At 37.3% G+C, this 26,236-nt stretch carries 23 protein-coding genes; 9 read left to right on the top strand and 14 right to left on the bottom strand.

Annotated elements, in window-relative coordinates:
- Window positions 1-3 precede the first annotated feature (3 nt).
- The 5 genes from HCX49_RS10070 to HCX49_RS10050 all read left to right on the top strand — a co-directional run bounded on the left by HCX49_RS10070 (window position 4) and on the right by HCX49_RS10050 (window position 6,925).
- Window positions 4-222, top strand: coding sequence for a DUF350 domain-containing protein (locus HCX49_RS10070; RefSeq protein WP_108160091.1), 219 nt, complete (start codon window positions 4-6; stop codon window positions 220-222).
- On the top strand, window positions 215-1,729 hold the full coding sequence (locus HCX49_RS10065) for a polyamine aminopropyltransferase (RefSeq protein ID WP_132842282.1): 1,515 nt from the start codon (window positions 215-217) through the stop codon (window positions 1,727-1,729). The genes HCX49_RS10070 and HCX49_RS10065 overlap by 8 nt, the downstream gene beginning before the upstream one ends.
- Before the next feature lie 79 nt (window positions 1,730-1,808).
- On the top strand, window positions 1,809-3,326 hold the full coding sequence (locus HCX49_RS10060) for an NAD(P)/FAD-dependent oxidoreductase (protein ID WP_168126965.1): 1,518 nt from the start codon (window positions 1,809-1,811) through the stop codon (window positions 3,324-3,326).
- 95 nt (window positions 3,327-3,421) lie between these two features.
- On the top strand, window positions 3,422-4,468 hold the full coding sequence (locus tag HCX49_RS10055; RefSeq protein WP_168126964.1) for a ferredoxin--NADP reductase: 1,047 nt from the start codon (window positions 3,422-3,424) through the stop codon (window positions 4,466-4,468).
- Window positions 4,469-5,005: 537 nt separating this feature from the next.
- On the top strand, window positions 5,006-6,925 hold the full coding sequence (locus HCX49_RS10050) for an acetoacetate--CoA ligase (protein ID WP_168126963.1): 1,920 nt from the start codon (window positions 5,006-5,008) through the stop codon (window positions 6,923-6,925).
- Between the two features lie 105 nt (window positions 6,926-7,030).
- Here the strand turns inward: HCX49_RS10050 and HCX49_RS10045 are convergent, their stop codons facing one another.
- Window positions 7,031-8,638, bottom strand: coding sequence for an acyl-CoA carboxylase subunit beta (locus HCX49_RS10045; protein WP_168126962.1), 1,608 nt, complete (start codon window positions 8,636-8,638; stop codon window positions 7,031-7,033).
- 151 nt (window positions 8,639-8,789) lie between these two features.
- On the opposite strand from HCX49_RS10045, the gene HCX49_RS10040 reads away from it, so the two are divergent.
- From HCX49_RS10040 to HCX49_RS10030, 3 genes are read left to right on the top strand one after another with little or no spacing between them, the layout of a single operon-like run.
- Complete coding sequence (locus tag HCX49_RS10040) at window positions 8,790-9,935, top strand: acyl-CoA dehydrogenase family protein (RefSeq protein WP_168126961.1); 1,146 nt, start codon at window positions 8,790-8,792, stop codon at window positions 9,933-9,935.
- Window positions 9,928-10,773: a hydroxymethylglutaryl-CoA lyase gene (locus HCX49_RS10035; protein ID WP_168126960.1), complete on the top strand. Its 846-nt coding sequence runs from the start codon at window positions 9,928-9,930 to the stop codon at window positions 10,771-10,773. The genes HCX49_RS10040 and HCX49_RS10035 overlap by 8 nt, the downstream gene beginning before the upstream one ends.
- A 12-nt stretch (window positions 10,774-10,785) precedes the next feature.
- A complete protein-coding gene (locus HCX49_RS10030) occupies window positions 10,786-11,571 on the top strand; it encodes an enoyl-CoA hydratase/isomerase family protein (RefSeq protein ID WP_168126959.1) in 786 nt (261 codons plus the stop codon).
- Between the two features lie 6 nt (window positions 11,572-11,577).
- Here HCX49_RS10030 and HCX49_RS10025 read toward each other — a convergent pair whose 3' ends face one another.
- The 8 genes from HCX49_RS10025 to HCX49_RS09990 form a co-directional block, all read right to left on the bottom strand.
- Window positions 11,578-12,045, bottom strand: a complete 468-nt coding sequence (locus HCX49_RS10025) for a hypothetical protein (RefSeq protein ID WP_168126958.1) — start codon at window positions 12,043-12,045, stop codon at window positions 11,578-11,580.
- 7 nt (window positions 12,046-12,052) lie between these two features.
- Complete coding sequence (locus HCX49_RS10020; protein WP_168126957.1) at window positions 12,053-13,912, bottom strand: CocE/NonD family hydrolase; 1,860 nt, start codon at window positions 13,910-13,912, stop codon at window positions 12,053-12,055.
- Between the two features lie 142 nt (window positions 13,913-14,054).
- Window positions 14,055-15,359 carry a DEAD/DEAH box helicase gene (locus HCX49_RS10015; protein ID WP_168126956.1) on the bottom strand — a complete coding sequence of 435 codons (1,305 nt, stop codon included), beginning with the start codon at window positions 15,357-15,359 and terminating at the stop codon, window positions 14,055-14,057.
- A gap of 76 nt (window positions 15,360-15,435) precedes the next feature.
- Window positions 15,436-16,443 carry an aspartate--ammonia ligase gene (asnA, locus tag HCX49_RS10010; RefSeq protein WP_168126955.1) on the bottom strand — a complete coding sequence of 336 codons (1,008 nt, stop codon included), beginning with the start codon at window positions 16,441-16,443 and terminating at the stop codon, window positions 15,436-15,438.
- A gap of 285 nt (window positions 16,444-16,728) precedes the next feature.
- Window positions 16,729-17,055 (bottom strand): HesB/IscA family protein, encoded by a 327-nt coding sequence (locus HCX49_RS10005; RefSeq protein ID WP_021189141.1) that lies wholly within the window; start codon window positions 17,053-17,055, stop codon window positions 16,729-16,731.
- 90 nt (window positions 17,056-17,145) lie between these two features.
- A complete protein-coding gene (locus tag HCX49_RS10000) occupies window positions 17,146-18,330 on the bottom strand; it encodes a cysteine desulfurase family protein (RefSeq protein ID WP_168126954.1) in 1,185 nt (394 codons plus the stop codon).
- A 25-nt stretch (window positions 18,331-18,355) separates the two neighbouring features.
- On the bottom strand, window positions 18,356-18,790 hold the full coding sequence (locus tag HCX49_RS09995) for a DUF983 domain-containing protein (RefSeq protein WP_168126953.1): 435 nt from the start codon (window positions 18,788-18,790) through the stop codon (window positions 18,356-18,358).
- A gap of 2 nt (window positions 18,791-18,792) precedes the next feature.
- Window positions 18,793-19,662 (bottom strand): AraC family transcriptional regulator, encoded by an 870-nt coding sequence (locus tag HCX49_RS09990; RefSeq protein ID WP_021189138.1) that lies wholly within the window; start codon window positions 19,660-19,662, stop codon window positions 18,793-18,795.
- A gap of 136 nt (window positions 19,663-19,798) precedes the next feature.
- Between HCX49_RS09990 and HCX49_RS09985 the strand changes: the two genes are divergently transcribed.
- Window positions 19,799-20,650: a mechanosensitive ion channel family protein gene (locus HCX49_RS09985; RefSeq protein WP_168126952.1), complete on the top strand. Its 852-nt coding sequence runs from the start codon at window positions 19,799-19,801 to the stop codon at window positions 20,648-20,650.
- A gap of 123 nt (window positions 20,651-20,773) precedes the next feature.
- On the opposite strand, the gene HCX49_RS09980 is transcribed toward HCX49_RS09985, so the two are convergent.
- The 5 genes from HCX49_RS09980 to HCX49_RS09960 form a co-directional block, all read right to left on the bottom strand.
- Complete coding sequence (locus HCX49_RS09980; protein ID WP_168126951.1) at window positions 20,774-21,757, bottom strand: 2-hydroxyacid dehydrogenase; 984 nt, start codon at window positions 21,755-21,757, stop codon at window positions 20,774-20,776.
- A gap of 180 nt (window positions 21,758-21,937) precedes the next feature.
- Window positions 21,938-23,368 (bottom strand): serine hydrolase, encoded by a 1,431-nt coding sequence (locus tag HCX49_RS09975; protein WP_168126950.1) that lies wholly within the window; start codon window positions 23,366-23,368, stop codon window positions 21,938-21,940.
- A gap of 36 nt (window positions 23,369-23,404) precedes the next feature.
- Window positions 23,405-24,145, bottom strand: coding sequence for a LytR/AlgR family response regulator transcription factor (locus HCX49_RS09970; RefSeq protein ID WP_132842306.1), 741 nt, complete (start codon window positions 24,143-24,145; stop codon window positions 23,405-23,407).
- Window positions 24,138-25,181, bottom strand: a complete 1,044-nt coding sequence (locus tag HCX49_RS09965; RefSeq protein ID WP_168126949.1) for a sensor histidine kinase — start codon at window positions 25,179-25,181, stop codon at window positions 24,138-24,140. The genes HCX49_RS09970 and HCX49_RS09965 overlap by 8 nt, the downstream gene beginning before the upstream one ends.
- 2 nt (window positions 25,182-25,183) lie before the next feature.
- The gene (locus tag HCX49_RS09960; protein WP_132773016.1) at window positions 25,184-26,086 is read right to left on the bottom strand and encodes a LiaF transmembrane domain-containing protein; all 903 of its coding nucleotides are present in this window, start codon (window positions 26,084-26,086) and stop codon (window positions 25,184-25,186) included.
- Between the last annotated feature and the right edge of the window lie 150 nt (window positions 26,087-26,236).

Here is a 26,236-nt window from a genome sequence, read left to right as displayed (position 1 = left end):
CATATGAATTATGAAATCTTTTACAAAGGAATAGCGGCATCTATTGTCTATTCTATAATCGGAATTGTCGTTTTTATATTTGCTTATTGGGTTATAGAGAGGTTAACACCTGAAAAATCATGGCAAGAAATCGTTAAAAACAAAAATATTGCATTAGCGATTGTTTTTGCTGCATTCATTCTAGGCATATCGATTATTATTGCGGCAGCTATTCATGGATAAAAAAAAGAATCTGCCCATATTTCTGCTGATATCTGTTTTCATAATTGCTACATGTGGTCTTATTTATGAACTGGTTGCAGGTGCATTAGCTAGTTATTTGTTAGGAGATTCTGTAAAACAATTTTCATTTATTATTGGGACCTATCTTTTTGCGATGGGCGTGGGTTCGTTTTTTGCTAAGTATATTGTTAAAAATCTTTTAGACCGATTTATAGATATCGAGTTGTTGATTGGAATAATTGGTGGAACTAGTTCTGTTATTTTATTTCTGTTATTTCAACAAGTTGAACATTTCCAGTTGATCTTATATCTTTTTGTTTTTTTAACAGGATGTCTTAGCGGAATGGAAATACCGCTGTTAATGAATATTTTAAAAGATCGTGTCAACTTTAGAGACTTGGTTTCTAATGTCTTCACTTTTGATTATATCGGTGCTCTTATTGCCTCTGTATTATTTCCAATATTACTCATTCCGAAACTTGGGGTAATGGGGACATCATTATTTTTTGGAATTATCAATGTTACTGTTGGCATATTTCTCTCTTTTTATTTGAGTAAACAACTTAAAAATCCAATTATTCTTAAAATAAAGTCACTTGTATGCTTTATTATTTTGATTGGTTTGTTTTTTTACTCTAATGAACTGTTAAAATATTCCGAGAATCAGCTATACAGTACCAATGTTATTTATAAACACTCTACGCCATATCAACGTATTGTACTGACTGAGGCAAAAGGAGAATATCAGCTGTTCTTAAATAATAATCTACAATTCAATACAAAGGACGAATATCGATATCATGAAACGTTGGTCCACCCAGCGATGTCTATTGCTAAAAGTCCAAAGAAAGTACTTGTTTTAGGAGGGGGTGACGGGCTTGCAGTAAGAGAAATTTTAAAATATTCTTCTGTAGAAAAAGTAGTGCTTGTCGATCTGGATGAGGGGATGACAAAATTGTTCCAGACAAATGAACTGTTGAGAAAGCATAATGCTAATGCATTGAACAATTCTCGTGTTGAGGTTATAAATAGGGATGCGTTTCTTTGGGTGAAGGAAGCAAAAGATAAATTTGATGTGATGATTATCGATTTTCCTGATCCATCTAATTATAGTTTGGGAAAACTCTATACAAACAATTTTTACAAAAGCCTATATCCACTCATGGAGCCGCAATGTATCGTTTCTGTTCAAACAACATCTCCATATTTTGCACCAAAATCTTATTGGTGCATTTATGAGACTATCGCATCTGTTTTTCCGAATAATTTGGCCTATCATACTTATGTTCCTTCTTTTGGCGAATGGGGATTTAACCTCTTCTCACCCGATATGAGAGTCAATTTCAATCGCGTAAACCAGCGTGTTCCAAATTTGAAGTATTATAATTATAATCTTCAGAAAATGACCGATTTTCCAGCTGATATGAAAGCTGTAGATGTGGAAATAAATCGTTTAGATAATCAGATTTTAGTACGGTATTTTGATGAGGAGTGGAGTAAAATATAAAGAATCCAGGCGATCATTTGTTAAAAATAGTATTTTACTGACGTTAGGAAGCTATCTTTTATCTTCTTGTAAAAGGAGAATGAATACCATATTTCTAAAATTAACGGGGACAAACCATATTTTAGGACATAAACTACGGTTTCCTGATTTTCCAAATATTAGTGAGACACTGGAGATTCCAGTTTTAATTATAGGGGGTGGGATTGCAGGGCTTACAGCCGGATATACATTAAATAAGCGTGGAGGGAAAGATTTTTTTCTTGTAGAATTAGAGGCTGAGACGGGAGGGAATGCAAAGAGTGGAGAAAATAAGTATTCCAAATATCCACTTGGAGCTCATTATTTACCACTTCCAAATGCTTCTAATGTTGAGTTGATTGATTTTTTATTTGATGTAGGAGTTGTAATTGGCCGAGATGACAATGGCAATCCAATTTTTGACGAAGAGCAATTGTCCTTTGCTCCACAGGAACGTTTATTTATCAAAAATTATTGGCAGGAAGGTATTGTACCGCAATATGGAAGTAGTGATGCTGATCAACAAGAGTTTACAAGGTTTCTGCATAAGATGGAAGAGTTTAAAGCCTTGAAAGATCAAAATGGCCATTATATTTTTAATATTCCAATGTGCTATTCTTCACCCGAAAAATTTGATTTAAGCCTTGATCAAATAACGATGGAAGAGTGGTTACGAAAAGAAGGTTATACTTCGAGCTATCTTCATGAGTATCTTAATTATTGCTGTAGGGATGACTATGGTACTGGAATAAAATATACCGCTGCATTTGCGGTGATTCACTATTTTGCCGCTCGAAAGCACGATTTTAAAAAAGATGAAGATGCTGTACTTACGTGGCAAGAAGGAAATGGTCGATTAGCCAAGTTATTGGCTGAAAGCTTCGAAAATCAAATTCTGAAACAACATATGGTTTACAAAATAACGGTAAATGAAAGTAATGTTGAAGTGTTGCTGTTCGATGCGCAGAGAAAGGTGTCAAAAAAAATAATAGCTGAAAAAGTGATTAATTGCTGTCCGCAATATGTCAACAAGTACCTATTGCCGCAGAGAGGCAAAAATTTTCAACTGCTACAGTATGCTCCCTGGATTGTTGCAACAGTGGTGTTGCATAAATTTCCTTTTGCTGATGGCGCCAATCTTGCCTGGGAAAACATTATTTTTGGAGCAAAGGGATTAGGGTATGTATATGCACAGCACCAGAGTTTAGGCCAATTCACAAGTCCATTTGTGATTTCTTATTATCATAGTTTGGATGGTACGGATTTAAATGAACAAAGGCGTAAACTGTATAATCAAACTGATGAGCAATGGAAGGAGTTTATTATTAAGGATCTTTCAATAGCGCATTTTGGTATTGAAGATGAAATCATTTCTATAGAGATTTTTAGGCATGGCCATGGCATGGTTTCCCCAATTCCGGGTTATTTGTCTTCTGAATATAGAAAACAGCTGACTCTACCAATTGCTAACAAGATTTTCTTTGCTCATTCTGATTTAAGTGGAGTTTCTATTTTTGAAGAAGCTTTTTATCAAGGAAGGGGTGCTGTAGATAATATGCTTGATAGTTGGGAAGCATAATGTTCCACTTTTTTGAAGAATTGTCTATTACAGCTATCTATAGTCTATTGCAATTAATGATTTGATAAAACTCGATGTGAATACTATCTTTGGTTATGCACAAGCTCAGAATTACGAACATCATTCCGCGTGAAAATCACAATGTAACCATTAATTTCGAACCAGTATCAGGGGAGTTTCCAACTTATAAAGCTGGTCAATTTTTGACTTTATCTTTTGAATTTGCTAATCGGGAGTTGAGGAGATCGTATTCTTTTAGTAGTTCACCAGATGTCGATGAACCCTTAAGTATTACGGTTAAGCGGGTTGAAAACGGTGAGATTTCCCGTTTTTTACATCATAAAATTCAGGAGGGAGATATTGTGGATGCATTAGATCCACAAGGTCTGTTTATTTATGAACCTATTGAAGATAGCGCACGTACCGTATTTTTATTCGCCGCAGGTATTGGTATCACTCCTTTATTCTCCATCTTGAAGACTGCGTTGGTTCGTGAAAGTAAATCAAAGATAGTGCTGGCTTATAGCAATAGCTCTCCAGAGGTAACTCCTTTTAAAGAAGAACTACAGCAATGGGCAAAAAAATATCCGGATCGTCTTCAGATCATTTGGATTTATTCAAATAGTAAAAATCTGATGACAGCACGATTGAATAGAGATTATATCCTTTCCATTTTGAAAAATCATTTGCCAACTGCACATCAGGACGTTCTGTTTTACACCTGTGGTCCAGTGATCTATATGGACTTGTGTCGTTTCACTTTGTTGGGGATGGGGTTTGATGAATCTCAAATCAAACGGGAGACCTTTTTGCTTCCTGAAAATGAAGAAGACGATGATGATGAAACAGAAAAAGAGGTGGATAAGACGACTTACTCCATCAAATTAAACTTTCAAGGCCAAAGCTATCATTTAGATATTCCTTATAATAAATCTATTTTAGATGTGGGTTTGGAAAACAAGATTAAGCTTCCATATTCCTGCAAGTCGGGTATGTGCAGTACATGTATATCAAATTGCTCCCAAGGAAAAGTGCGTATGTCGTATAATGAGGTACTGACAGATCGTGAAGTTGAAAATGGACGTATTTTACTTTGTACGGGACATCCAATTGAAACAGATACGATTATCGATGTGCTTTAGTACAAACATTAGCCATTATTTAGGGGTTCATGTTAATATTAAATACGCTTAGGCCATTTTCTTTTGATATCCGTTGGTAATGGTTCGGATATTGATTCGTGTTGGTTCGGGGATGCTAGGGAACTGGTTCGGGATTCGTTCGATGATTATTTGGCATTTGTTTGTCTTTTTATCGAAAAGGAGTCGAAGTACAGTCGAACAGGAGTCGAACGAAAGGCGGAGGTGTATCCTAGTAAATACCTATCAATGCAGAGCCGTTGTCGAGTAGAGTGTGGACTTTCACGGACTTTCATGGACTTGTACGGACTTTCAAGGAGTTCTCTTCACGATTTAACGGGGGTATAAAAGCTGATGTCTATGTTTGAATCTTTTAGATTTATTGATGTTTCTCGTAATGGCTACAACCCTGATTAGCATTTTTATTAGATTTAAGACCTGATTATAGCAATACATCTGTTGTTTACAAATCAATTTCTTGAGCTGATTTATTTTACATTATTTTCGTTAGATTTGATTCAAACCAAATGAATCAGAATAATGAGTAATTTACTTTGGAAGCCTTCTGTTGCTTATCAACAGGAATCTTCTTTATACCAGTTTAAGCAATTTGTAGAACAGAAACGACAATTTAAGATGGATTCTTATCCTATACTTTGGGACTGGTCAGTTTCAAATCTGGAAGAATTCTGGGAAGATATCGCCGCGTTTTTTGACGTAATTTTTCATACTCCTCACCAAGAAATTTTTCAAGCTTCTCCACAAGGATTTATTGGTTCTAAATGGTTTGAAGGTGCCACTTTAAATTATGCGGAACATATTTTCCGAAAATCTACTGCAGAACGGCCGGCTCTTTTGTTCCAGGAAGAGAATAAGCCCCTTCAGAGCATTTCTTGGGACGAACTGGAAGGAATGGTTAGTTCATTGCAGCCGTTCTTGATAGGGCAGGGTATAGAGAAGGGAGATCGTGTTGTGGGTGTGTTGAGAAACAGTCCCGCTTCTATCGCTCTTTTTTTAGCGGCTAACAGTATTGGCGCTATCTGGTCATGCTGTTCTCCAGATTTTGGATCTTCAAGTATATTGGAACGATTTTCTCAGGTGACACCTAAGCTTTTGTTCGCAGATGCTGCATACAGCTATAACGGCAAATTATTTGATCTTAAAGCTTCAATGATTGATCTATCTTCAAATCTGGAAAGTCTGGTACACGATGTCGTTTTTGTGGATGAACAGGTCTGGAAAGATGCGGTATCACAAGAGACAGGAGTGCCGTTGCGTTTTACAGCGGTACCTTTTGACCATCCAATTTGGATTTTATACTCTTCTGGTACGACAGGTAAGCCTAAGGCAATTACGCACAGCTGTGGTGGTATTTTATTGGAGCATTTAAAAGCATTGGCTTTACACCAGAATGTGCAAGAGGGGGAGCGATTTATCTGGTATGCAACCACCGGGTGGATGATGTGGAACTATGCGCTTTCTTCCTTATTACTGGGGGCTACCCTTTGTATTTATGAGGGTTCATTGGCCTATCCTGAAAAGTTATCTTTTTGGAATTTTATTGGACAGCACGAGATTGACCATGTGGGGGCTGGCGCCGCCTATTATATCGCCAATCAGCATATTGAATTGACGCAACCTCGTTTTCAACCCAAAACGATTGGTTCAACAGGCTCTCCATTGCCTCCGCAGACCTTTTCCTGGTTACAAAAGCAATTTCCCCAAGCGCAGATTGTTTCACTGAGTGGCGGTACAGATGTCTGTAGCGCATTTTTATCCGGAAATCCTTTATTACCTGTCTATGCCGGTGAAATACAGTGTTTAACCTTAGGGTCAAAGATTGAAGCCTTTAATGAAAATGGAGAATCAGTGAAAAATGAAGTAGGTGAACTGGTTATAACGCTCCCTATGCCATCAATGCCCATATATTTTTGGAATGATCTTCATAATGAAAAGTATCAGGAGAGCTATTTTGAAAAATACCCAGGAGTGTGGTGTCATGGCGACTGGATCAAATTTACGGAACATCAGGGTATTATCGTTTACGGTCGTTCTGATGCTACTTTGAATCGGGGTGGGGTACGTATCGGGACTGCTGAAATTTATAACATATTAAATACTTTTCCGGAAGTTGCCGATAGTTTAATTATTTGTCTTGATCATGCGGACGGGACGTCTACCATGCCCCTGTATGTGCAGATGGAGGACGGAGTCTCTTTGACCGATGAGCTGAAAGCGGCTATCAAATTAAAGCTAAGAAAAAGCTATAGTCCACGTCATGTACCCGATACTATTGTAGCAGTACCAATCATTCCTTACACGCTTAGTGGTAAGAAACTGGAGATTCCTGTGAAAAAAATTATGATGGGAACTCCGTTAGAGAAGGCAGTAAGCGTCGCTGTATTAAGAGATCCTAATTCTCTTGATTTTTGGGTTAAATTACTATTAGATAGTAAGTAGTTATTATTAATGTAAATAATTACTGTATGTAAATAAATAATGCCCCGGTCAAAAATCGGGGCATTATTTATGCTATTTTACTTTTGCAAAATGTGATGTAGGGGATCAGGTTTGGATCACACCGACATTGTAACGTTCTGTAATTGGGTTATGATTTGCAGCTTCTATACCAAGGCTAATAACAGTTCTTGTCTCATCGGGTCTGATTACGCCATCGACCCAGATGCGGGCAGCAGCATAGTAAGGGCTTAGCTGTTCCAAGTAACGTTTCTTGATATCATCTAGCAGTGTGTTCTTTTCTTCTTCAGATATATCTATGCCTTTCGCTTTTAAAGCAGATTCTTGAATCTGTAAGAGGGTATTGCCGGCAGCAGCACCGCTCATAACAGCCATCTGCGCCGTAGGCCAAGCATATATGAGTCTAGGATCGTATGCCTTACCGCACATCGCATAATTTCCAGCTCCGTAACTGTTGCCGATGATAAAGGTAAACTTGGGCACAACTGAATTTGCCATCGCATTGACCATCTTAGCTCCATCTTTGATGATTCCGCCCTGTTCGGAGCGACTACCGACCATGAAACCTGTTACATCTTGCAGAAATACCAGTGGAATTAATTGTTGATTACAGTTCATGATAAAGCGTGCAGCCTTATCTGCAGAATCACTGTATATTACCCCACCCATCTGCATTTCAACAGCACCAGCTGGTTTCTTTGCTTTAACAATTTCACGTTGGTTTGCAACGATTCCTACTGCCCATCCGTCAATACGGGCAAGACCACAGACAATCGTTTTGCCATAATCCTGTTTATATTCTTCAAAAGTACCTTCGTCCACTAAAGCTTCTAAAAGCTTGTGCATGGAATACGGTTTTGTGCGATCTAAAGGCAATATTTCTGCGATTTCGGAGCTTTGACGTAAAGGCGCCTTGGCTTCTTTACGATTAAATCCTGCTTTTGGATGCGCACCAAGTTTATCCATAACACCTTTTATAGCATCAAGACAGCTTGCTTCATCTGGAAATTTATTGTCTGTAACGCCAGAAATAACAGAATGTGTGCTTGCGCCTCCTAATGTTTCGGCATCAACAGTCTCACCGATAGCAGATTTGACCAGATAGGGGCCAGCTAAAAATACAGAGCCGGTTCCTTCAACGATAAATGCGTAGTCGGACATGATCGGTAAATAGGCACCTCCCGCAACACAACTGCCCATTATAGCGGCTATTTGAGGTATACCCATAGATGACATTTTAGCATTATTTCTAAAAATGCGTCCAAAATGCTCTTTATCAGGGAATATTTGATCCTGCATCGGTAAAAAGACACCTGCAGAATCGACAAGGTATATGATGGGAATTTTGTTCTCCATAGCAATTTCTTGCGCACGTAGATTTTTTTTGCAGCTAATGGGGAACCAGGCACCAGCCTTTACAGTTGCATCATTAGAGACAATGACGCATAATTCGTCTTTAACATACCCTAAAACACAGACAACACCTGCATTTGGACAACCGCCTTCTTCAGGGTACATATTGTCTCCGGCAAACTGGGCAATTTCAACATAAGCTTTGTGATCATCAAGGAGGTATTCGACACGCTCCCATGCAGTGAGCTTTCCTTTGGCTTTTAATTTTTTGATTTTATCTTCGCCACCTCCCAAGCGAAGTGCTGCTCTTTTTAGTTCTAACTCTACAATTAGTTCATTCATGTTATAATTGGATTTTAAGCATGTCAAATTCAGAATTTGATAATATGAGATAAATTTAACATTATATTTTGAGTTTCTCTAAAAAAAGATGTTATAATTTTGTTATTATTGTAAATAACAGAATTCCAATTATAAATTAAAGATTACATTTATGTTTATTGAAAATGAACAACAAATGATGATGATTCGCCAAAGTGCTAGAGACTTTGCTGAAACTCATATTCGTCCCTACATCATGGAGTGGGATGAAGCACAAACATTTCCTGCACCTTTATTTAAGAAGCTCGGCGAGCATGGCTTTATGGGCATTATTGTCCCGGAAGCTTATGGTGGATCTGGCTTTGGATACCAGGAGTATATAACCGTTTTGGACGAGATTTCCAAAGTTTGTGGTTCCATAGGACTTTCGGTAGCGGCACATAATTCATTGTGTACAAATCATATATTGAGTTTCGCAAATGAAAGTCAGAAGCAGAAATATCTACCAAAATTGGCAACAGGAGAATGGCTGGGAGCTTGGGGTTTAACAGAAACGGGTTCGGGGTCTGATGCTGGAGGATTAGCGACTGTTGCGGTTCGTGACGGTGATTATTTTGTGCTGAATGGTTCTAAAAACTTCATCACACATGCCATTAGCTCGGACGTAGCTGTTGTACTTGCCCGTACCGGTGAGAAAGGTGACAAAAAGGGTGTTACTGCTTTTATTGTCGAGAAGGGGACGGAAGGTTTTTCTGCAGGTAAAAAGGAAAATAAATTAGGGATGCGTGCTTCAGAAACCGCATGTTTGTTTTTCGATAATTGTCGTATTCATCAGGATCAGATGGTCGGTGAAGAGGGGCAGGGTTTTGTTCAGGCATTGAAACTATTGGATGGTGGCCGTATTTCTATCGCTGCTTTATCATTGGGTATTGCTCGTGGTGCTTATGAATGTGCGTTAAAGTATGCAAACGAAAGAGAACAGTTCAAGCAGAAGATTTTTGAATTTCAGGCGGTTGGATTTAAGCTTGCAGAGATGGCTACAGAAATTCAGGCAGCAGAGCTGCTGACCCGTCAAGCTGGATATATGAAAGATCGTGGTGAACGCATTTCTAAAATAGGAGCAATGGCAAAGCTATACGCTTCAGAAACGGCAGTTTCGGTTTCTAATGAATCTGTTCAGATTTTTGGAGGATATGGCTTTACAAAAGATTATCCTGCTGAGAAGTTCTTTAGAGACGCAAAATTATGTACAATAGGGGAAGGTACGTCGAGTATACAGAAGATGGTTATTTCTCGGGAAATTCAAAAAGATGCCTAAAAAAGAAGATATAATTTTGGTAGAATGTCCCAGGGATGCCATTCAAGGGATATCGCATGTGATTCCAACGGAAAAAAAAGTTAAGTATTTGAACATGTTGCTTGAAAGCGAATTGTTTGACTGGCTTGACTGTGGATCGTTTGTTTCTCCAAAAGCTGTTCCGCAATTGGCGGATACTGAAGAAGTGCTTCGTCAGCTGAATACGTCCGGTAAAACGAAGCTGCTGGGGATCATTGCTAATGAACAAGGTGCTTTACGTGCTGTGAAATCGGATAATCTCACTTATTTGGGATATCCTTTTTCCATCTCTGAGGTTTTTCAGCAACGAAATACAAATGCTTCTATCATTGATTCATTTGAACGTCTGAAAGGTATTGTGGAAATTGCACATCAACACAAAAAAGAAATGGTGGTTTATATATCCATGGCATTTGGAAATCCATTTGGTGATTTTTGGAGTAATGAGCTTGTGCTTGATTGGATGGACAATATTGCTGCCCTAGGGGTGGTGGAATTTTCTTTGGCAGACACAACTTCTGAGGCAACATTGCCACAGATAACACAACTTTTTGAACAGGCATTACAACGGTTTCCAACCTTAAATATCGGTGCACATTTTCATTCTCCTAAGGCAAGTAGTCTAGATAAAATCAATGCCGCTTACCTTGCTGGATGTCGAAAATTTGATGGTGCTATTTTAGGATACGGAGGCTGTCCGTTTGCCGAAGATGAGTTGGTAGGGAATATTCCAACGGAAGATTTAATATATTATTTTGAGCGAAAAGGGCAGGATAAAATATTGACCTTTGGTGGTGAATTTATTAATTTAATAGCATAAAGTCAGAAGTTTATGAGTGGTCATTTGAATTATAAGTTTATTAAGGTGAAACAGGCCGATCATGTTTTTTATTTGACCTTGGCCCGTCCTGAAAAACGAAATGCTTTTACACCGTTGATGATTGATGAGATCTATCATGCCATACAAATCGCAGATTCTGATCCGGATGTTAGGGTGCTTATTCTCGACGCGGAAGGTCCTGTATTTTGTGCGGGCATGGATTTGAAAGCTTTTGAAAATCCAGATGTTTCCGAGCTGGCAAAGACGGTTCCACATGTTGATTTGTCTTTGGGAGAAGTCATATCACAATTGAATAAACCTTCGATCGCAGTGCTCGAAGGAAATGTGATTGCGGGAGGTTTTTTAATGATTCTAGAATGCACCTATGTTATTGCGAAGTCGACAGTTCAGTTCTCTTTACCAGAGGTGCAGTTAGGATTGTTTCCTTTTCAGGTTTTGGCGGGTCTGCTGAAGCATTTGCCCCATAACAAAGCAATGGATCTATGCATTCGTCCAGAGGTGATTTCAGCTCAAGAAATGAAAAATATGGGTTTAGTTTTTGAACTGATGGATCAGAAACCCGATATGTTGCCAGATTTGATCAATAAGCTGACGTCTATTGCGCCATTAGCGGTTAAGATGGGCTTTGAGTCAGCGAAACAATTAGAAGGGCTTAGAAAGGCTGATCAGTATGCTTTTCTTCTTGAGCAGTTGCAAAGACTGAGAACAAGCCATGATTTTAAAGAAGGAATGGCCGCGCGTATGGAAAAAAGACCTCCAAATTGGAAAGGAGAGTAATTGTTATTAAAACATTCTGAAGCTAGGTCTACTCGTTAAAGGTGAAAATTCCCACGGGATAGAGGTGAAGATAATGCATATAGCCCAAGCAGTGTAGATAAATATCGTTTTGAATTTAGCTACACTGCTTTGTTGTTTACGGGCCTTTATATATCCAATGGTAAACACTAAAAGGCCAATAGTCATCATGGTGATGTGTTCCATTCCAAAAAAACGTACCTGACGCAGTTTGATGGCTTCATTAAAATTTTTGATAAAATAATGTACGATCGGACTTTCAAAATAGAGTGTTAATCCTACTATAAACTGTATGTAAAGTAAGATTAACGTTACTATCTGTAGTATATAATCATACGGTTTCATGTGATACTTTTTTTTCCAGCCCATATAGGCACGTACTAATAATGCGATAAGACAAACGACGATCATCCATCTGCTAGCCGAATGTAGGGCAAGAAAGAAATGGTAAAGCATGCTTTTTCTATTTTAAGATCGAAAATTCAATATATGACGAATTGTTGTGATCATGAAAAATACGATGTGTTGCTTTCCTGTAGTCACTCGCTTTGGCTTCATAACCTTCAAAAAACTGCTGTGGATTACGTTCTGCAATTGGAAACCAGGTATTTTGTACCTGAATCATGATGCGGTGTCCTTTTTTGAACGTATGCGCTACATCAGGCATGCTATAGTTAACCGCAGTAACAAAATCCGGTTGCATAGGTTCTGCCTTCTCAAATCCATTCCGATATTTTCCAGCCATAATTTCACCGCGAACCAGCATTTGGTAGCCATCCATAACTTTATTGTTGGAGGATGGACTGTTTGCAGGGTAGACATCAATAAGTTTTACGACATAATCTGCGTCTGTTCCAGAGGTTGATACTTTTAGGAAGTTTTTAATGGGGCCAACTATTGTGATATCTTCGTTTAAAGGTTCTGTTTGATAAACCATAACATCGGGTCTAGATGAGGCGAAACGCTGGTCGTCGATCATGTACTCACGTGTCCTGCTCTCCATAACACCACCTTGATAAGGTACAGGTTTGTTAGGATCACTAACATATTCATCCCAAGAATCTGTACGTCCTACTTTTTCAAACCCTAGTTTGCCTTGAGGTTGTAGGTAGAGTTTTTTGTCCTCTACATCTTTTGGAGGCCATTTATCAAATGATTTCCATTGGTTGCTTCCTGTTACAAAGATATTCGCTTCTGCCCCCTTAAAATCACCCTTCCCTTTCAGATAATAATTGAAAAAGGGTAGTTCAAATTTTTCCTGATACGTCACACTTGTTTTCTGGTCAAATTGAATATCACCAAAAGAGCTACCGTCACCACGTACCCAGCCTCCGTGAAACCAAGGGCCAGCCACAAGAATCGAATTATTCTTTGGGTTTTGTTTTTCGATCGCTTTGTAAGTTTCAAATGTTCCGTAGGCATCTTCGGCATCAAAAAAGCCTCCAACTACCATAACGGCTGGTTTAACATCGGTTAAGTGCGGTAATATCTCTCTATCTTTCCAAAACTGATCATAATGCGGGTGGTCAAAGACATCATTCCAAAATTTGATAGAATCGGCAAAATAGTTGTCTTTGAGGTTTTTCGCTGTCCCGGCATTCATGTAGAACTGATAAACATCTTTTGAAGGATATTGAAAAGTCTTGGGTGCCTGATCTGGCGTAATGGGTTTAGGTCTAGGAATACCGAAGCTGGACATGAATTTAAATGCATCTCCTGTGAAAAGTACGCCATTGTGATGAAAGTCATCGCCCAGGTACCAGTTTGTTACGGGAGCTTGCGGTGATACTGCTTTTAATGATGGATGTGTTTTCGTAAGACTTACTGTGGAGTAAAATCCTGGATAAGAAATGCCGTACATGCCTGCTTTACCATTGTAGTTCTTTAGGTTTTTGCTGAGCCATTCTAGTAAGTCATAGGTATCCGTACTTTCATCAATATCTTTTTTTCCTTTTTTTAAGTTTGTCGGTCTTATATCTTCAAAGTTTCCTTCGCTCATCCATTTGCCACGTACATCTTGGTAAACAAAGATGTAACCTTCTAAAGTCATTGCCGGGAAATTCCCTAATGTCTCTTTGTATTTATCTTCACCATAAGGGCCTACGGTATAAGGGGTGCGGTTTAATAAAACAGGATATTGCTGACTTTTGTCTTTTGGTGTGTAGATGGTGGTAAATAATTTGACCCCATCACGCGTCGGAACTGAAATTTCCTTTTTATCATAATTCTTTTTAACATAGTCTGTTTCGAGGATTGACTGAGCCTTTACTTGAAATGAAAAGGTTGTTGCAAGCACTGAAAAAGCTAAAAATACTTTGTTCATGGTATTAGATTAATTTTACGATAGGACAAGATAAGAAAAATGAATAAAGACTGGATTAAAAAAAAAGCCAGATTAAATATCATGATTTAATTTGGCCTTTTTTAATAACAGTTATCTGTTTTTGGGAGAGGATAGGAATAGCCTAGCTTCTCAATATTCTAATCTTTTTGCCTTTAATCTTACCGAGGTTAGAATGTTTAAGTATGGTGCTAACTAAAGAGCGTTTGACAGCAACGAAAGATTCCCTGTCTTTAACTTCAATAATACCGACATCACTTTTTTCTATTCCCTCGAGGTTAAGTAAGAAGCCAACGAGATCAATTTTGTTGACTTTATCTTTTTTACCTGCTGAAAAGTATAGGGTAGCGAAATCAGAGTTTTCAGGTAGCTTATATTCACCATCGATTTCTTCGATTTCGATATCATCCGCCACATATGGATAATCTTCGTCAGGTTTTAAGATGATAAATACTTTTCCTTTTGCTTGCATACGTGCTGTTCTACCATTTCTATGTGTGAAATCATCTTCACGGTAAGGTAACTGATAATGGATAATGGCATCGATTTCAGGGATATCAAGTCCTCGGGCAGCAAGGTCGGTCGTGATTAAGATATGATTGCTATTGTTTCTAAATTTCAAGAGTGCAAGTTCGCGATCACTTTGTTCCAGTCCGCCGTGGAATACATCATGTATGATATCACGGTTTTGTAGCAATTCGCTGATGTGGTCAACAGCATCGCGATGATTACAAAAGATAAGTACTTTTTGATTACCTATTTTGCATAGCAATTGAAATAGCGCTTCTAATTTTTTATGGATTGGAGCAACAATCTTTTTTATCGTTAACGCTGGTGCACTTTGTATGTGACTTAGAAAATTAACCTCCGTTGCAGCAGAAATGCCTGTGAAATCAGGTATTTCTTTCATTGCGGTAGCCGACGTTAAGATGCGTGTTTCTAAGTTAGTTAAGTAGTCAATTATAAAAGACATCTGATCCTGAAAACCTAATTCCAATGATTTATCAAATTCATCCAAAACCAGCGTCTTGATTTGTGTCGGATCAAAGTGGTTTCCTTCAAGATGATAAACAATACGACCTGGTGTACCAATGAGGATAGCAGGAGGATTCTTTAAATTGTTTCTTTCAGTCTTGGTATCATGACCGCCATAGCAACAGGTGATTTTAAAACCGGTAGCAACTCTTTTTAATACGGATTCAATCTGCAAAGCCAATTCGCGGGTGGGTACAAGGATCAAAGATTGGACGTCAGCTACATCTTTGTTTAATGTTTTCATCAAAGCAAGTGCAAAAGCTAATGTTTTACCTGAACCGGTTGGTGAAAGTAAGATGAGATTTTCTTTTTCTTTGAATTTATCCATGACCTCATTCTGCATGTCATTCAGCGAAGAGATATGGAGTTTTTGTAATATGGCGTCTATTTGCATGTTGCAAAAGTACACAAAGTATTACATAAAAAAAGGTCTGCCGTAAGCAGACCTTTTTTTATGTTTATGGATTCAATTATAATAAATGAATTCCTTTATCTTGTAATGATTGTTTTTCCTGTTCATCCCATATACTGACCTGAACTTCACCAATATGTGCTTTTTTAAGCATAAACATGCATACACGTGATTGTCCGATTCCACCACCGATGGCTTCTGGCAACTCATCATTTAACAACATTTTGTGGAATGATAATGTTGCGCGTTCAGCATTATTTCTAATTTTAAGCTGTCGCTCTAACGCAGTTTTGTCTACACGTACGCCCATAGAAGATAGTTCAAATGCAGTGTTTAAAATAGGATTCCAAACTAAGATATCCCCATTTAATCCATTTGTTCCACTTCCATTTTCAGTACTCCAGTCATCGTAATCTGCTGCACGTCCATCATGAGCTTCGCCATTCGATAAAATTCCACCTATACCATAGATAAATACAGCGCCATGCTCTTTTGCAATGGCATTTTCACGCTCTTTAGGTGTGAATGTTGGATATTTTTGCAACAATTCTTCTGAAGAAATAAAGGTAATCTCTTCAGGTAAAACAGATTTAATATCTGGGTATTGACGTTCTACTTGCTTTTCAGTGAAACGTAAAGCATCATATATTTTTAGAACGGTATCTTGTAGAAAAGAAAATGTTCTCTGTTCTGCGGAGATTGTTTTTTCCCAATCCCATTGATCTACATAGATAGAGTGAATCGGCGTATAGTCCTCATCAGGACGTAATGCACGCATATCTGTCAATATGCCCTCTCCAACCTCAAGTTCAAGCTCTTTTAATCTTAAGCGCTTCCATTTTGCTAGTGAGTGAACAACAACAGCCTTACGTTCCTGTAGCGCTTTGATAGGGAAGGCTACTGGTCTTTCGATGCCATTTAAATCATCATTTATACCTGTACCATCAAGTACAACCAAAGGTGATGAGATAGGAATCAATCCTAAATTATTTCTAAGTTGTTGTGCAAAAGTATCCTTTACAAAACTAATAGCAACTTCAGTTTTTAATAACTTTCTTTTATCCATGAAATGTATATATATCAAAAAATAGCCTCTTAGTTATCTATTTTTTATTTGTATCTGTTAAGAATCTGTATAGAGTAATACTCAAAACAAATTCTGATTCCCTCAATTTTCCTCAAAAATAGCAATATTTCAGACATAACAAGGTATTGTTGGTAAATTTATTTCCAGATTGATATATTTTTGATGTGATGGCAAGAAATTGCCTGAATTGATGAGATCTTAAAAAAATAAGGAGGTCGCCATTTTGATATGGCGACCTCCAATATTTTTTATATGTTTGTTTTTTTAAACGGAGAAACTTTCACCGCAAGCACAAGTTCTTGTGGCATTTGGATTATGGAATTCAAATCCTTTACCATCTAATCCATCAGAATAGTCAAGCTCTGTTCCAGCTAGATATAAGAATGACTTGATATCTAAACATACTTTAACACCTTTATCTTCACAAAACTGATCACCTTTTTTTTCTTCGTTATCGAAATGCAGTTTATAGCTTAGGCCTGAACAACCTCCACTTTCAACAGCAACACGCACAAAATAACTGCTGTCATATTTTTCAGTACTCATTATCTCTTCAATTCGAGATTTTGCTTTGTCTGTAACGGTTACCATATCGCTGAATAATTATATTAATATTGAATAGTACAAATTACGCTAACTTCTTTTTTATTTCCAATACAAATCTGACCCTAAATGTAATAATTAAGTAATAAGACCGGCTTGGAAGAGTTGCCAGATAGGAGAGTTTTGTCTAATTTTTGTCACTGCTTCTGTAATGAGCCTAGTGGTGGTGTCTACTTCTTCTTTTGTTGTCAATCTGCTTATACTGAATCGTACTGTTGCTAACACATCTTCTTTTGAAACCCCCATTGCAAGTAGTACGTGAGACGGGTCTCTGGTACCACTAACACATGCAGAACCGGATGATAATGCTAATTGTGGACAATGGGTCATGAGCTCGCTCGCAAGTAAATGCTTGAAACAGATCGACGTGGTGTTAGGTAAACGTGAAGTAGTCTTTGCATGAATATAAGTTGCAGGGATTTTACTTAATGCATTTTCTAAATATTCCCTCAATTGAATCGTATGCTCAAAATCTCTTTCATGATGCTGTATGTGGGTTATTGCTGATCCGAGACCAACAATATTGGGGACATTGTATGTACCTGCCCGAAAACCATTTTCTTGCCCTCCTCCTGTAATCAGTGCACTGATTTGGATGGGTTTGGACTTGCGACGGATGAATAATGCGCCGATGCCTTTTGGTCCATGGAGTTTGTGAGCACTTAAACATAGTATGTCAATGGGGATGTGAGCAAGGTTAAGTGGGATTTTGCCAATGTATTGTGTAGCATCACAAAAATATAAACAGTCTTTATCTTTGCATAACGCCGCAATTTCCTGAATAGGGTGGATATAACCGGTTTCATTATTTGCGGCCATAATACAGACTAATATGGTCTGTGCCGTAATATGCTCTTCTAGAACACTTAAATCTATTTTTCCAGTGTGATCAACATCAAGATAGGTAACTAAAGCCCCCTCTTTTTCTAATTGTAGCAGGGTTTCTAAAACAGCTTTGTGCTCTGTTTTGACTGTAATGATGTGATTGCCTTTGGATTTATAATTTTTATAAATTCCTTTTAGTACTGTGTTAATGGATTCGGTTGCACCTGAATTGAAAAAGATCTCTTTAGGTTGACAGTTAAGAGATCGGGCAACCTGTAGACGGGCTTTTTCTATTGCTCCGTTGGCTTCACGCCCCATGCTATGATACACACTGGATGCATTTGCATAATTATGGATGAAATAGGGTACCATGGTATCCCATACTTCATCCATGATTTTAGTTGTTGCATTATTGTCGAGATAAATTAACTCCTTCATTGTATAAAGGTAAATATTATCTTGTTTATAAAGTCCTTGATGTGGGGTTGATTTCTTTTTGTTTGATATTCGGATTGTAATTCAATCCTGGACTCAACCAGTACATCAGTACCACTCTGGAATAACGGTAATTGAAAGGGCTCAATACAAAAACGGTTACAAGTGCCACAATGGAGTAAAGCCAAAAAGAACTGTCATTTCCCGTTAGTATATAAGTTGCTACACAGGCTGTTATCATCTCAGCAACGGTGAATGCATAACTCACAAACATTGACACGTAGAAATAACCGGGTTCACGTTCGTAGCGTAAACCACAATAATCACAATGTGTGTTCATTTTTTGTGTTTTAAAGCCATAAGTATTCCCTGTGAATATTTTTCCTTTACGACAGCGTGGACATAGTGCCTTGCTGGCGGCTTTAAATTCTGATAATTCGTAAGTAGTTTCCTTCTCTTTCATATCTAACTGTTGTTTTTTCTGAATTCATCGGGTGTTAATCCAGTAGCTTTTTTAAAAAATTTAGTAAAATAAGAGTTGTCATTAAAATTCAACTCGATAGCGATCTCATTAATATTAAGATTTTTATTGACTAATAATCGCTTTGCTTCAAGTAATACGCGTTCTCGTATTATTTCTCCTGCTGCACTTCCGATATAGGATTTACAGATGGCATTTAAATGATTGGGAGTAATAAATAACTGTTCCGCATATGCTTTAGGTAATCTAATCTCTTTAAAATTCTTTTCCACTAAACGCTGGTAATTGTGGAATATGGTATAATTATAGGGATTACTCGCCTTTTCTGTTTTTGTACCATGCCAAGATTCAATCCAGAGCAATAGCTGAAGTAAGCTCACCCGTATTAAATCGCTAGCAGTCGGATTTTTACTTGTCTGGTAAAATGCCTCAAATATTTTTACAGCGTCTTGTCTATTCGACTCGGGAATTGTAAATACAATCTGATCATTCTGACCGCTTAAAAACGAGAAACGGTTTAAATAATCCGTTCGTAATAAGAAAGATTGAAAGTATTCCGGATCAAAGTTTACAACAAAACCTTCTTCATCACCGTTGAAATTCCAAGTGTGAACTTGCCCCGGGGCCATAAAGTAGATTTGATATGCTTCTATTTCGTGTTTCTCAAAATCGATCAGGTGATTGCCGGAACCATTTGTAAAGAGCACAAAATGGTAGAAATTGTGTTTATGCGGAAATACCATATTGTGATGCATAGCGATGTAATCAGCAAGATGATCGACAAATAAGAGGCTGCTCGAATCGTTATTGATGGAGCAGTTATCTAATACGGGTATGGTACTTTTCTTTATCACATTACAAATTTACTTCAAAAATCACATTTGCAACTGATTTAATTATCGATTTTATGGTGTTTTTCAACGATTGATAATTTTATTGCCAATTCGTGACTCAATTGTTATATTTATGAGAAACAAAAACAGATAACAAATGAATAGATTAGAAAGCAGTCTGGATACGTTACTAGAAGTTGTACTTTTAAAGACACCAAGTATTATTACAGGGATTATTATATTAATCGTTGGAAGCTACATTGTCAAATTTTTACTTGGCCTGATCAGTAGGAGATTTGAAAAACGTAATGTAGACTTATCAATACGGGGATTTGCGATGAGTATCTTGCGTGTTGTATTTTACGCCCTATTATTCCTAACAGTAGCGAGTACCATGGGAATTGAAACAACTTCCTTTATTGCCGCTTTATCAGCGTTTGGTCTGGCCGCAGGTTTAGCATTGCAGGGCAGTTTAAGTAATTTTGCGGGCGGGGTACTGATTCTTTTATTTAGACCTTTCGAAGTTGGAGACTATGTGAGCAGCAGTAACGGTACATCGGGCACTGTGGAAAGGATTGATATTTTATATACGACGTTAATTGCTGGAGATGGCGTTCGTGTATTTAGTCCAAATGGTCCCTTAGCAAATTCTGTTATTCAAAATTTTACCAAAATTACCAATCGCCGTTTTGAGTATACGGTCGGTATTTCATATGATGCCAATATTAAGGAAGCGCGGGAAATTATTATGGACGTACTCCATAATGATTCACGTATTCTGAAAACTCCTCCAGTTGAGGTTTTTGTGAAAGGGTTGGGAGATAGTTCCGTTAATCTAACCATTCGTGCATGGACAAAAAAGGAAGATTTTTGGCCAGCGAACAATGAAAATCAAGAAGCTATTAAAAATGCTTTGGATAAACATAATATCAGCATTCCTTATCCACAGACTGAGATGCGTATTATTTCGGATCTAAAGGGGGGACAGGACCGCATTATGAAATCTTAATCGAGTGATCGGATCAAAATAAAGTACCGATAAGCTAATATAGCTTGTTGGTACTTTTTTAGTTTTGAAGGATCTTTCTTTGCATACCGCGGTAAAATCAGTTTATTGATTTTATTGATGAATTTATATATTATTTTCATAAATCTCTTTGTTTAAAATTTGAGGCATTTTGATGTGCTTATTAGCGGCGATCAAATTATGTGCTGCCATTAACGCCATATTATCCCTAGCTTCTGTTGTAGCAGATCCGATATGGGGCAATACAGCCAGGTTGGGTAAGCTAAGCAGTGGATTGTCAAATGCCATAGGCTCAGGGTTAGTGACATCTAGACCAGCTCCCCACAGTTCTCCGCTTGTTAATGCCGTGTACAAATCTTCTTCTTGATGTAATCCCCCACGTGCTGTATTGATGAATATAGCTGTGTTTTTCATTCTTTTGAAGGCTTCTTTATTAAATTTCCCTTTCGTCTCTGCTGTAAGATTCGCATGAACCGATAGCACATCACTTCGGGTTAATAATTCATCATAATTTACGTAAGTAGCATCCAAAAGTCGTTTTGCATTACTGTTTGGTTGTCTATTGTAATAAATGATATCCATATTATAAGCCGCTTTGGCTTTCCTTGCTAGTTCAAAACCAATACGGCCTAATCCAAAAATTCCTAAAGTTTTTCCATCAAGCTCCACTCCGAGGTGTTCCGTTAATTCAAAATCTTTCCATTCGTTATTCATGATTTTTCGGTTCATGAAAAACGCTTTTCGCGACACTGCGAGCATTAATAGAAAAGCGATATCAGCAGTTGCGTTGGATAACACATCAGGTGTATTGCTTACAGGAATACCATATTTGGTTGCGGCTTCAAGGTCAACACTGTCATATCCGGCACTCATCAATGCTATTCCCTTAAGATGACTACATTGTTCGAAAAATTTTTCATCTAGCAGATTATGTCCGGCGGCAAATAAATAATCTACCTGTTTACAGGCATTAATTAAATCTGATTGAAGTATCTTCCCGGGTTCTGTGCGATAAGAGATATCAAAACCAGCTTGTTGTAAACTATCAATCGCTTTTTGAGGAATTGTTCTGCAGATAAAAACTTTCATACGCTTAAAATCAATTTTCTATTACCAAACTTAGCTAAATTTGTTTTATTTATGATGTAATTATATATGTAAAAACAAATCGATATCTCATTGGTTCATCATTATTTTATGGAGACGATTAAAAAAATAGGGGACATATTGCATAATATGTCCCCTAACTATTTGAATGGTTGCTTTATCTTATTTTTGAGAAAGTAGAAAATGGAAAATCGATAATCCAGTTGTCTCAATAGATTCGGCAGCATTGGAAAGTAAAACTACCGCTGTTTTTTTATCTGGTGCAATAGCTATGAATGAACTGCTTCCACCTGTACCACCTGTGTGGTAACAGTAAGTAATATCATCCAATAAATCCATGTGCCAAGCCAGACCAATGTCTGTGCTAGGAGGAAGGAAATATGTGAACTGACGTGTCAGTGCCATAGCGTTCTCCAATTGCGTTTCCGGCATTTTGAACTGTGTCTGCGCAAAGGTCATTAAATCGGTAACAGTCGATTTTAAACCTCCAGCCGCACTAAAAATTTGAAAATCCCATGCTTTCGTTTCTTCTCCTTTTATGTTATAGACTTTTGGCAGATATTGTGTTTTAGGATTTAGAACATCAGTAGTCGATGTTAAGCCTAAAGGTTTTGCGATAATTTCCTGAATTTCCGTGTTGTAACTTTTTTTATGGAGTGATGTTAATATATCTCCTAATAATGCATACCCAAGATTACTATATTCATATTTTTCTCCGCTTTCATTTTCGGCTTTGAAAGTTGCCAAATATTGGTGTAAATATTTCCTATCATAATTTTTGTACGGGTTGTTGGGGTCAAAACCTTTTGTTTTATCAAGATTATCTGGTAATCGGGGCAAACCGGAAGTATGATTTGCTAAGGTTTTAAACGTTATCTTTTGTAAGCTAGGATTTATTTTTAATGAATCAGGTAAAAAATCAACGATATGCTGTTCTAAACTTAATGTTCCACTTTGAACGAAATCCGCTAATAATGTAGCCGTGAAGATTTTTGACAGTGAACCTATTTCATACAGGGTACTGCTTGTGGGTAGAATTTTATTTCCTTTTTCAGTCTCACCATAAAAGTAGGTATTTAACTGACCATTTTTTATGATACCAATTGCTAAAGATTGTGTATTCCCCTTTTTGGTATAAATATTGGCAGCAGAATCAATGAAAAAATCAACTTTATTTTCGACAACGGTATTTGTTAATACGGGTGCCTGTTTCTCTGCAACAGGTTTTGTTACGGGTTGAAAACCTAAAGTGTGGTAATGCAACGTGCTATCCACACCGAAAGGAACCTGAAAGGATTTATCTGTGAAATCTACACGATATTGATTTACTCCATTACTGTAGTTTATTTTTTCAGCATGTTTGATCCTACCTAACGGATAAATCTCATTTTCCAGTAAGTTTTTTAAAGAAGAATAAGGTACTGCTCTCTTAAAATTTTCATTCGCCAGTTTATAAATGGAATCTGTCTGTTGTGAATTGATAAAAAATTCTATTTTATTATAGAACGTGTGATTAATTTGTTCTTGATTAGAATTTTGAGCAACAGCAGTCAATGAGCTACTGAGTAAAAGTGCAGCAATAAAATTTTTCATAATGATTATACTGCTACAAATTTACATAAACTTTATTTATATGCCAATCATTTGTTTTAATCTGGCATATCCAGATTTACTGATGTTAAGCTTTTCACCGGTTATTAAAATAGCGACAAAGCTATCTTTTTCCCAAGGTTCAATGCGTGCCAGCTGATCGATCTTGATGATATAAGAACGGTGTATTCTAACGAATGTCTGTTCATCGAGATGCTTTTCAAAGAAAGCCATTGTTTTATTTTTCAGATAGAGACCATCTGCTGTATGAATTTTCACATAGTCATCATAAGCTTCCAGATATTTAATCTGTGGAACGGGTATTATTTTAATCTGTGTTCCTGTTTTTACAACGATGCGGTCTAGTTTTGACTCCTCTTGATGAATGACTGCTTCATAATTAGGTGCCGGTTCTGCATTTGGTTTTGAAAAACTTAATTTAAACTTCTCGAATGCTTGCTTAAATCTGTTCGGTGAAATTGGTTTCATCAGATAGTCAATCGCATTTTTTTCAAAAGCTTTGAGTGCATAGTCATCAAATGCTGTTGTAAAGATTACTGCGGGTGGGTTTTCGACTAATTCCAACATTTCGAAGCCTGTTAATTTAGGCATTTGAACATCTAGAAAGAGTAAGTCTGGTTGGTGTTGCTGTATTGCTTTTACTCCTTCAAATCCATCTCCACACTCTGCAACAATAGAAACTAACGGATCTTTGCTCAGGTACTCTACTAAGATAGAACGCGCTAGAGGTTCATCATCTATAAGGATAACTTTAATCATATTGCGGGATTTTGATACTGCTTGTAAATATATTTTGTTCGGTTTGTGTTGTTAGTAGGTCATTTCTTCCAAAAAGAAGAAATAAGCGCCGTTGAATACTGGTAAGCCCAAAGCCTGTTCCTTTAGATTGCACGGATTCACCTGGCTCAAAGGGATTTTCTATCGAAACATGTAATGTTTTATTTTCTAAGAAACATTTAATGCTGATGGTTACATTTTCTGTTACATTGTATAGGCCATGTTTAATAGCGTTTTCAACTAGCGGTTGCAAAATCATCGCCGGTATTTTGGTCGATAAAACATCTTGGTCATGATCAATGTGGATATTAAGCCGGTGACCGAATCTTACTTTTTCAATATCTAAGTATAGTTCGAGATGGTTTAATTCCTCTTGAAGTACGATCAACTGGTTATTTTCCTTTCGGAGTGTACCCCTTAAAAAATCGGACAATTGAAAGGTCATATTGCGGGCCTGATCTGGCTTACTACCTATTAAAGCAATAATGGAATTGAGACTGTTAAAAAGGAAATGAGGCTGTAATTGCTGTCTTAGGTTGTACAGTTCTGCTTCACGCAGTTGATTCTCCGAATCTTGCTTTCTTTTGATGTTAGAAATATATTCTTCCTGTATATTCCATACAATAATGAAAATAGCTACTGATGTTAAGATTAAAAAATTAACAATATAGCGATAAGGAATAATGAGGTCATAGATTTTTAAATGCTCCTTCGGAAGATAATATTGAACGACCAGTCGGCTTCCAAGAATGCTTATGCCGCTCATAATGAAGCCCATAATAAGCACCTTCCAGATTTGGTTAGGTTTAGGTATATAGTAATTGAGCGTGGTGGAAATTGCATAGCAACAGAGCATCATCATTGAACTGTTGATGATGGAGTCCTTTATTGTTATTTCGCTTGGAAACCCGGACCTATACATTAAAGCATATTGCATGACAAAGTAGCCAAGCAATATGCTTAAACAAATGATTAAAATCAGTTTATTTTTATTCTGCAATAAAAGTTTATCCTTCATGTCTAGGCATTTCTAATGGTTAAATTTCCAAAAAGACAAGTACCTGTGATATATAATTTTTTAGCTGGATCTCTTGTTAGACCTACATTGAAACGTCGGTCATCAACATCACCGAACACGGATGAAACGTTAGAATAAACGGTCCAATTCGCAGGAACAATAATTTTAGCACTTCCGAACATTTGGAAAGCATCAATTACGGCTATGTCGGTTATATCCGCCTGTGTCAGATCAATGGATACGCTACCGAACATACAAGCTATGTTACCACCTCTAAAATTTTTAGATAGAATAAATTTTTTGAGGCTTGCAAAGATGGAATTGACATTTAAAACATCTTCAAAGCTATTTTCTGTCTGTGCATAATATGGAGTGGCAAAGGCCTGCTCATTAGGCAGACCTTGATTGCTATTTGTATTGCTGTTGGCGTTTCCGCTTGTCTCGTCATTTTCAGCTACTGTTTGTTGATCATTTTCAGTTGCCGGATCGATAACACGCTTATCCCAGTCAAAGTCTACGGGAGGCTTTGGAGGACCACTCGGGTTGATAGGCATGGGAGGCATAGGAGGTAAACCTTTTTTTCTTCCCATGATAAAATATGCTCCTAATCCAATAATCAAGATCGGGAATATAATTCCTCCAAAATCGGTGTGCATGATTCTTCTAGCTAGAAATGCTAGACCAACCGCAATTAAGATGATAGAAGATTTTTTTTGAAAATTAGAATTGACACCTATTACAAGACCGATAATAATCAAAATCATATACCAGCCAAATATCCATGAAGGGAAGAAGAAGTCTAAATCTAAATTTTTTAATAGTAATAGAATACCGATGAGTATGATGATACCACCTATGATATTTTTACTGTTGTTGCTTTTTGGTACGAATGGCTCTTTTTCCATGACTTTTAAAATTTATACTTCAAAGGTATAGTTGTTATATAACCCGAAGTAATTGAAATAGGTAATCGATCAATAATATTCGGTAAATGTAATAAAATCCTCGGTGAAAAAATATCGTTGAGGAGCGATAGGTGACATTTATCGGCTAAA

It is taken from the genome of Sphingobacterium sp. B16(2022), from assembly GCF_012030425.1.
In the GTDB taxonomy this organism is placed as follows: Bacteria; Bacteroidota; Bacteroidia; order Sphingobacteriales; family Sphingobacteriaceae; genus Sphingobacterium; species Sphingobacterium anhuiense.
The sequence above is the reverse complement of the archived record's forward strand: the minus strand, read 5'-3'. Positions and strand labels throughout refer to the sequence as shown.

Bases quoted from the DNA above. Each gene is read 5' to 3' on its own strand.
- HCX49_RS10060 (WP_168126965.1), top strand. From the start codon at position 1,809: ATGAATACCATATTTCTAAAATTAACGGGGACAAACCATATTTTAGGA.
- HCX49_RS09980 (WP_168126951.1), bottom strand. From the start codon at position 21,757: ATGAAAGTTTTTATCTGCAGAACAATTCCTCAAAAAGCGATTGATAGT.
- HCX49_RS10040 (WP_168126961.1), top strand. From the start codon at position 8,790: ATGTTTATTGAAAATGAACAACAAATGATGATGATTCGCCAAAGTGCT.
- HCX49_RS10015 (WP_168126956.1), bottom strand. From the start codon at position 15,359: ATGCAAATAGACGCCATATTACAAAAACTCCATATCTCTTCGCTGAAT.
- HCX49_RS09995 (WP_168126953.1), bottom strand. From the start codon at position 18,790: ATGAAAGAGAAGGAAACTACTTACGAATTATCAGAATTTAAAGCCGCC.
- HCX49_RS09985 (WP_168126952.1), top strand. From the start codon at position 19,799: ATGAATAGATTAGAAAGCAGTCTGGATACGTTACTAGAAGTTGTACTT.
- asnA (WP_168126955.1), bottom strand. From the start codon at position 16,443: ATGGATAAAAGAAAGTTATTAAAAACTGAAGTTGCTATTAGTTTTGTA.
- HCX49_RS10020 (WP_168126957.1), bottom strand. From the start codon at position 13,912: ATGAACAAAGTATTTTTAGCTTTTTCAGTGCTTGCAACAACCTTTTCA.
- HCX49_RS09960 (WP_132773016.1), bottom strand. From the start codon at position 26,086: ATGGAAAAAGAGCCATTCGTACCAAAAAGCAACAACAGTAAAAATATC.
- HCX49_RS10070 (WP_108160091.1), top strand. From the start codon at position 4: ATGAATTATGAAATCTTTTACAAAGGAATAGCGGCATCTATTGTCTAT.
- HCX49_RS10030 (WP_168126959.1), top strand. From the start codon at position 10,786: ATGAGTGGTCATTTGAATTATAAGTTTATTAAGGTGAAACAGGCCGAT.
- HCX49_RS10000 (WP_168126954.1), bottom strand. From the start codon at position 18,330: ATGAAGGAGTTAATTTATCTCGACAATAATGCAACAACTAAAATCATG.
- HCX49_RS10035 (WP_168126960.1), top strand. From the start codon at position 9,928: ATGCCTAAAAAAGAAGATATAATTTTGGTAGAATGTCCCAGGGATGCC.
- HCX49_RS10050 (WP_168126963.1), top strand. From the start codon at position 5,006: ATGAGTAATTTACTTTGGAAGCCTTCTGTTGCTTATCAACAGGAATCT.
- HCX49_RS10065 (WP_132842282.1), top strand. From the start codon at position 215: ATGGATAAAAAAAAGAATCTGCCCATATTTCTGCTGATATCTGTTTTC.
- HCX49_RS10055 (WP_168126964.1), top strand. From the start codon at position 3,422: ATGCACAAGCTCAGAATTACGAACATCATTCCGCGTGAAAATCACAAT.
- HCX49_RS10025 (WP_168126958.1), bottom strand. From the start codon at position 12,045: ATGCTTTACCATTTCTTTCTTGCCCTACATTCGGCTAGCAGATGGATG.
- HCX49_RS10045 (WP_168126962.1), bottom strand. From the start codon at position 8,638: ATGAATGAACTAATTGTAGAGTTAGAACTAAAAAGAGCAGCACTTCGC.
- HCX49_RS10005 (WP_021189141.1), bottom strand. From the start codon at position 17,055: ATGGTAACCGTTACAGACAAAGCAAAATCTCGAATTGAAGAGATAATG.
- HCX49_RS09975 (WP_168126950.1), bottom strand. From the start codon at position 23,368: ATGAAAAATTTTATTGCTGCACTTTTACTCAGTAGCTCATTGACTGCT.
- HCX49_RS09965 (WP_168126949.1), bottom strand. From the start codon at position 25,181: ATGAAGGATAAACTTTTATTGCAGAATAAAAATAAACTGATTTTAATC.
- HCX49_RS09970 (WP_132842306.1), bottom strand. From the start codon at position 24,145: ATGATTAAAGTTATCCTTATAGATGATGAACCTCTAGCGCGTTCTATC.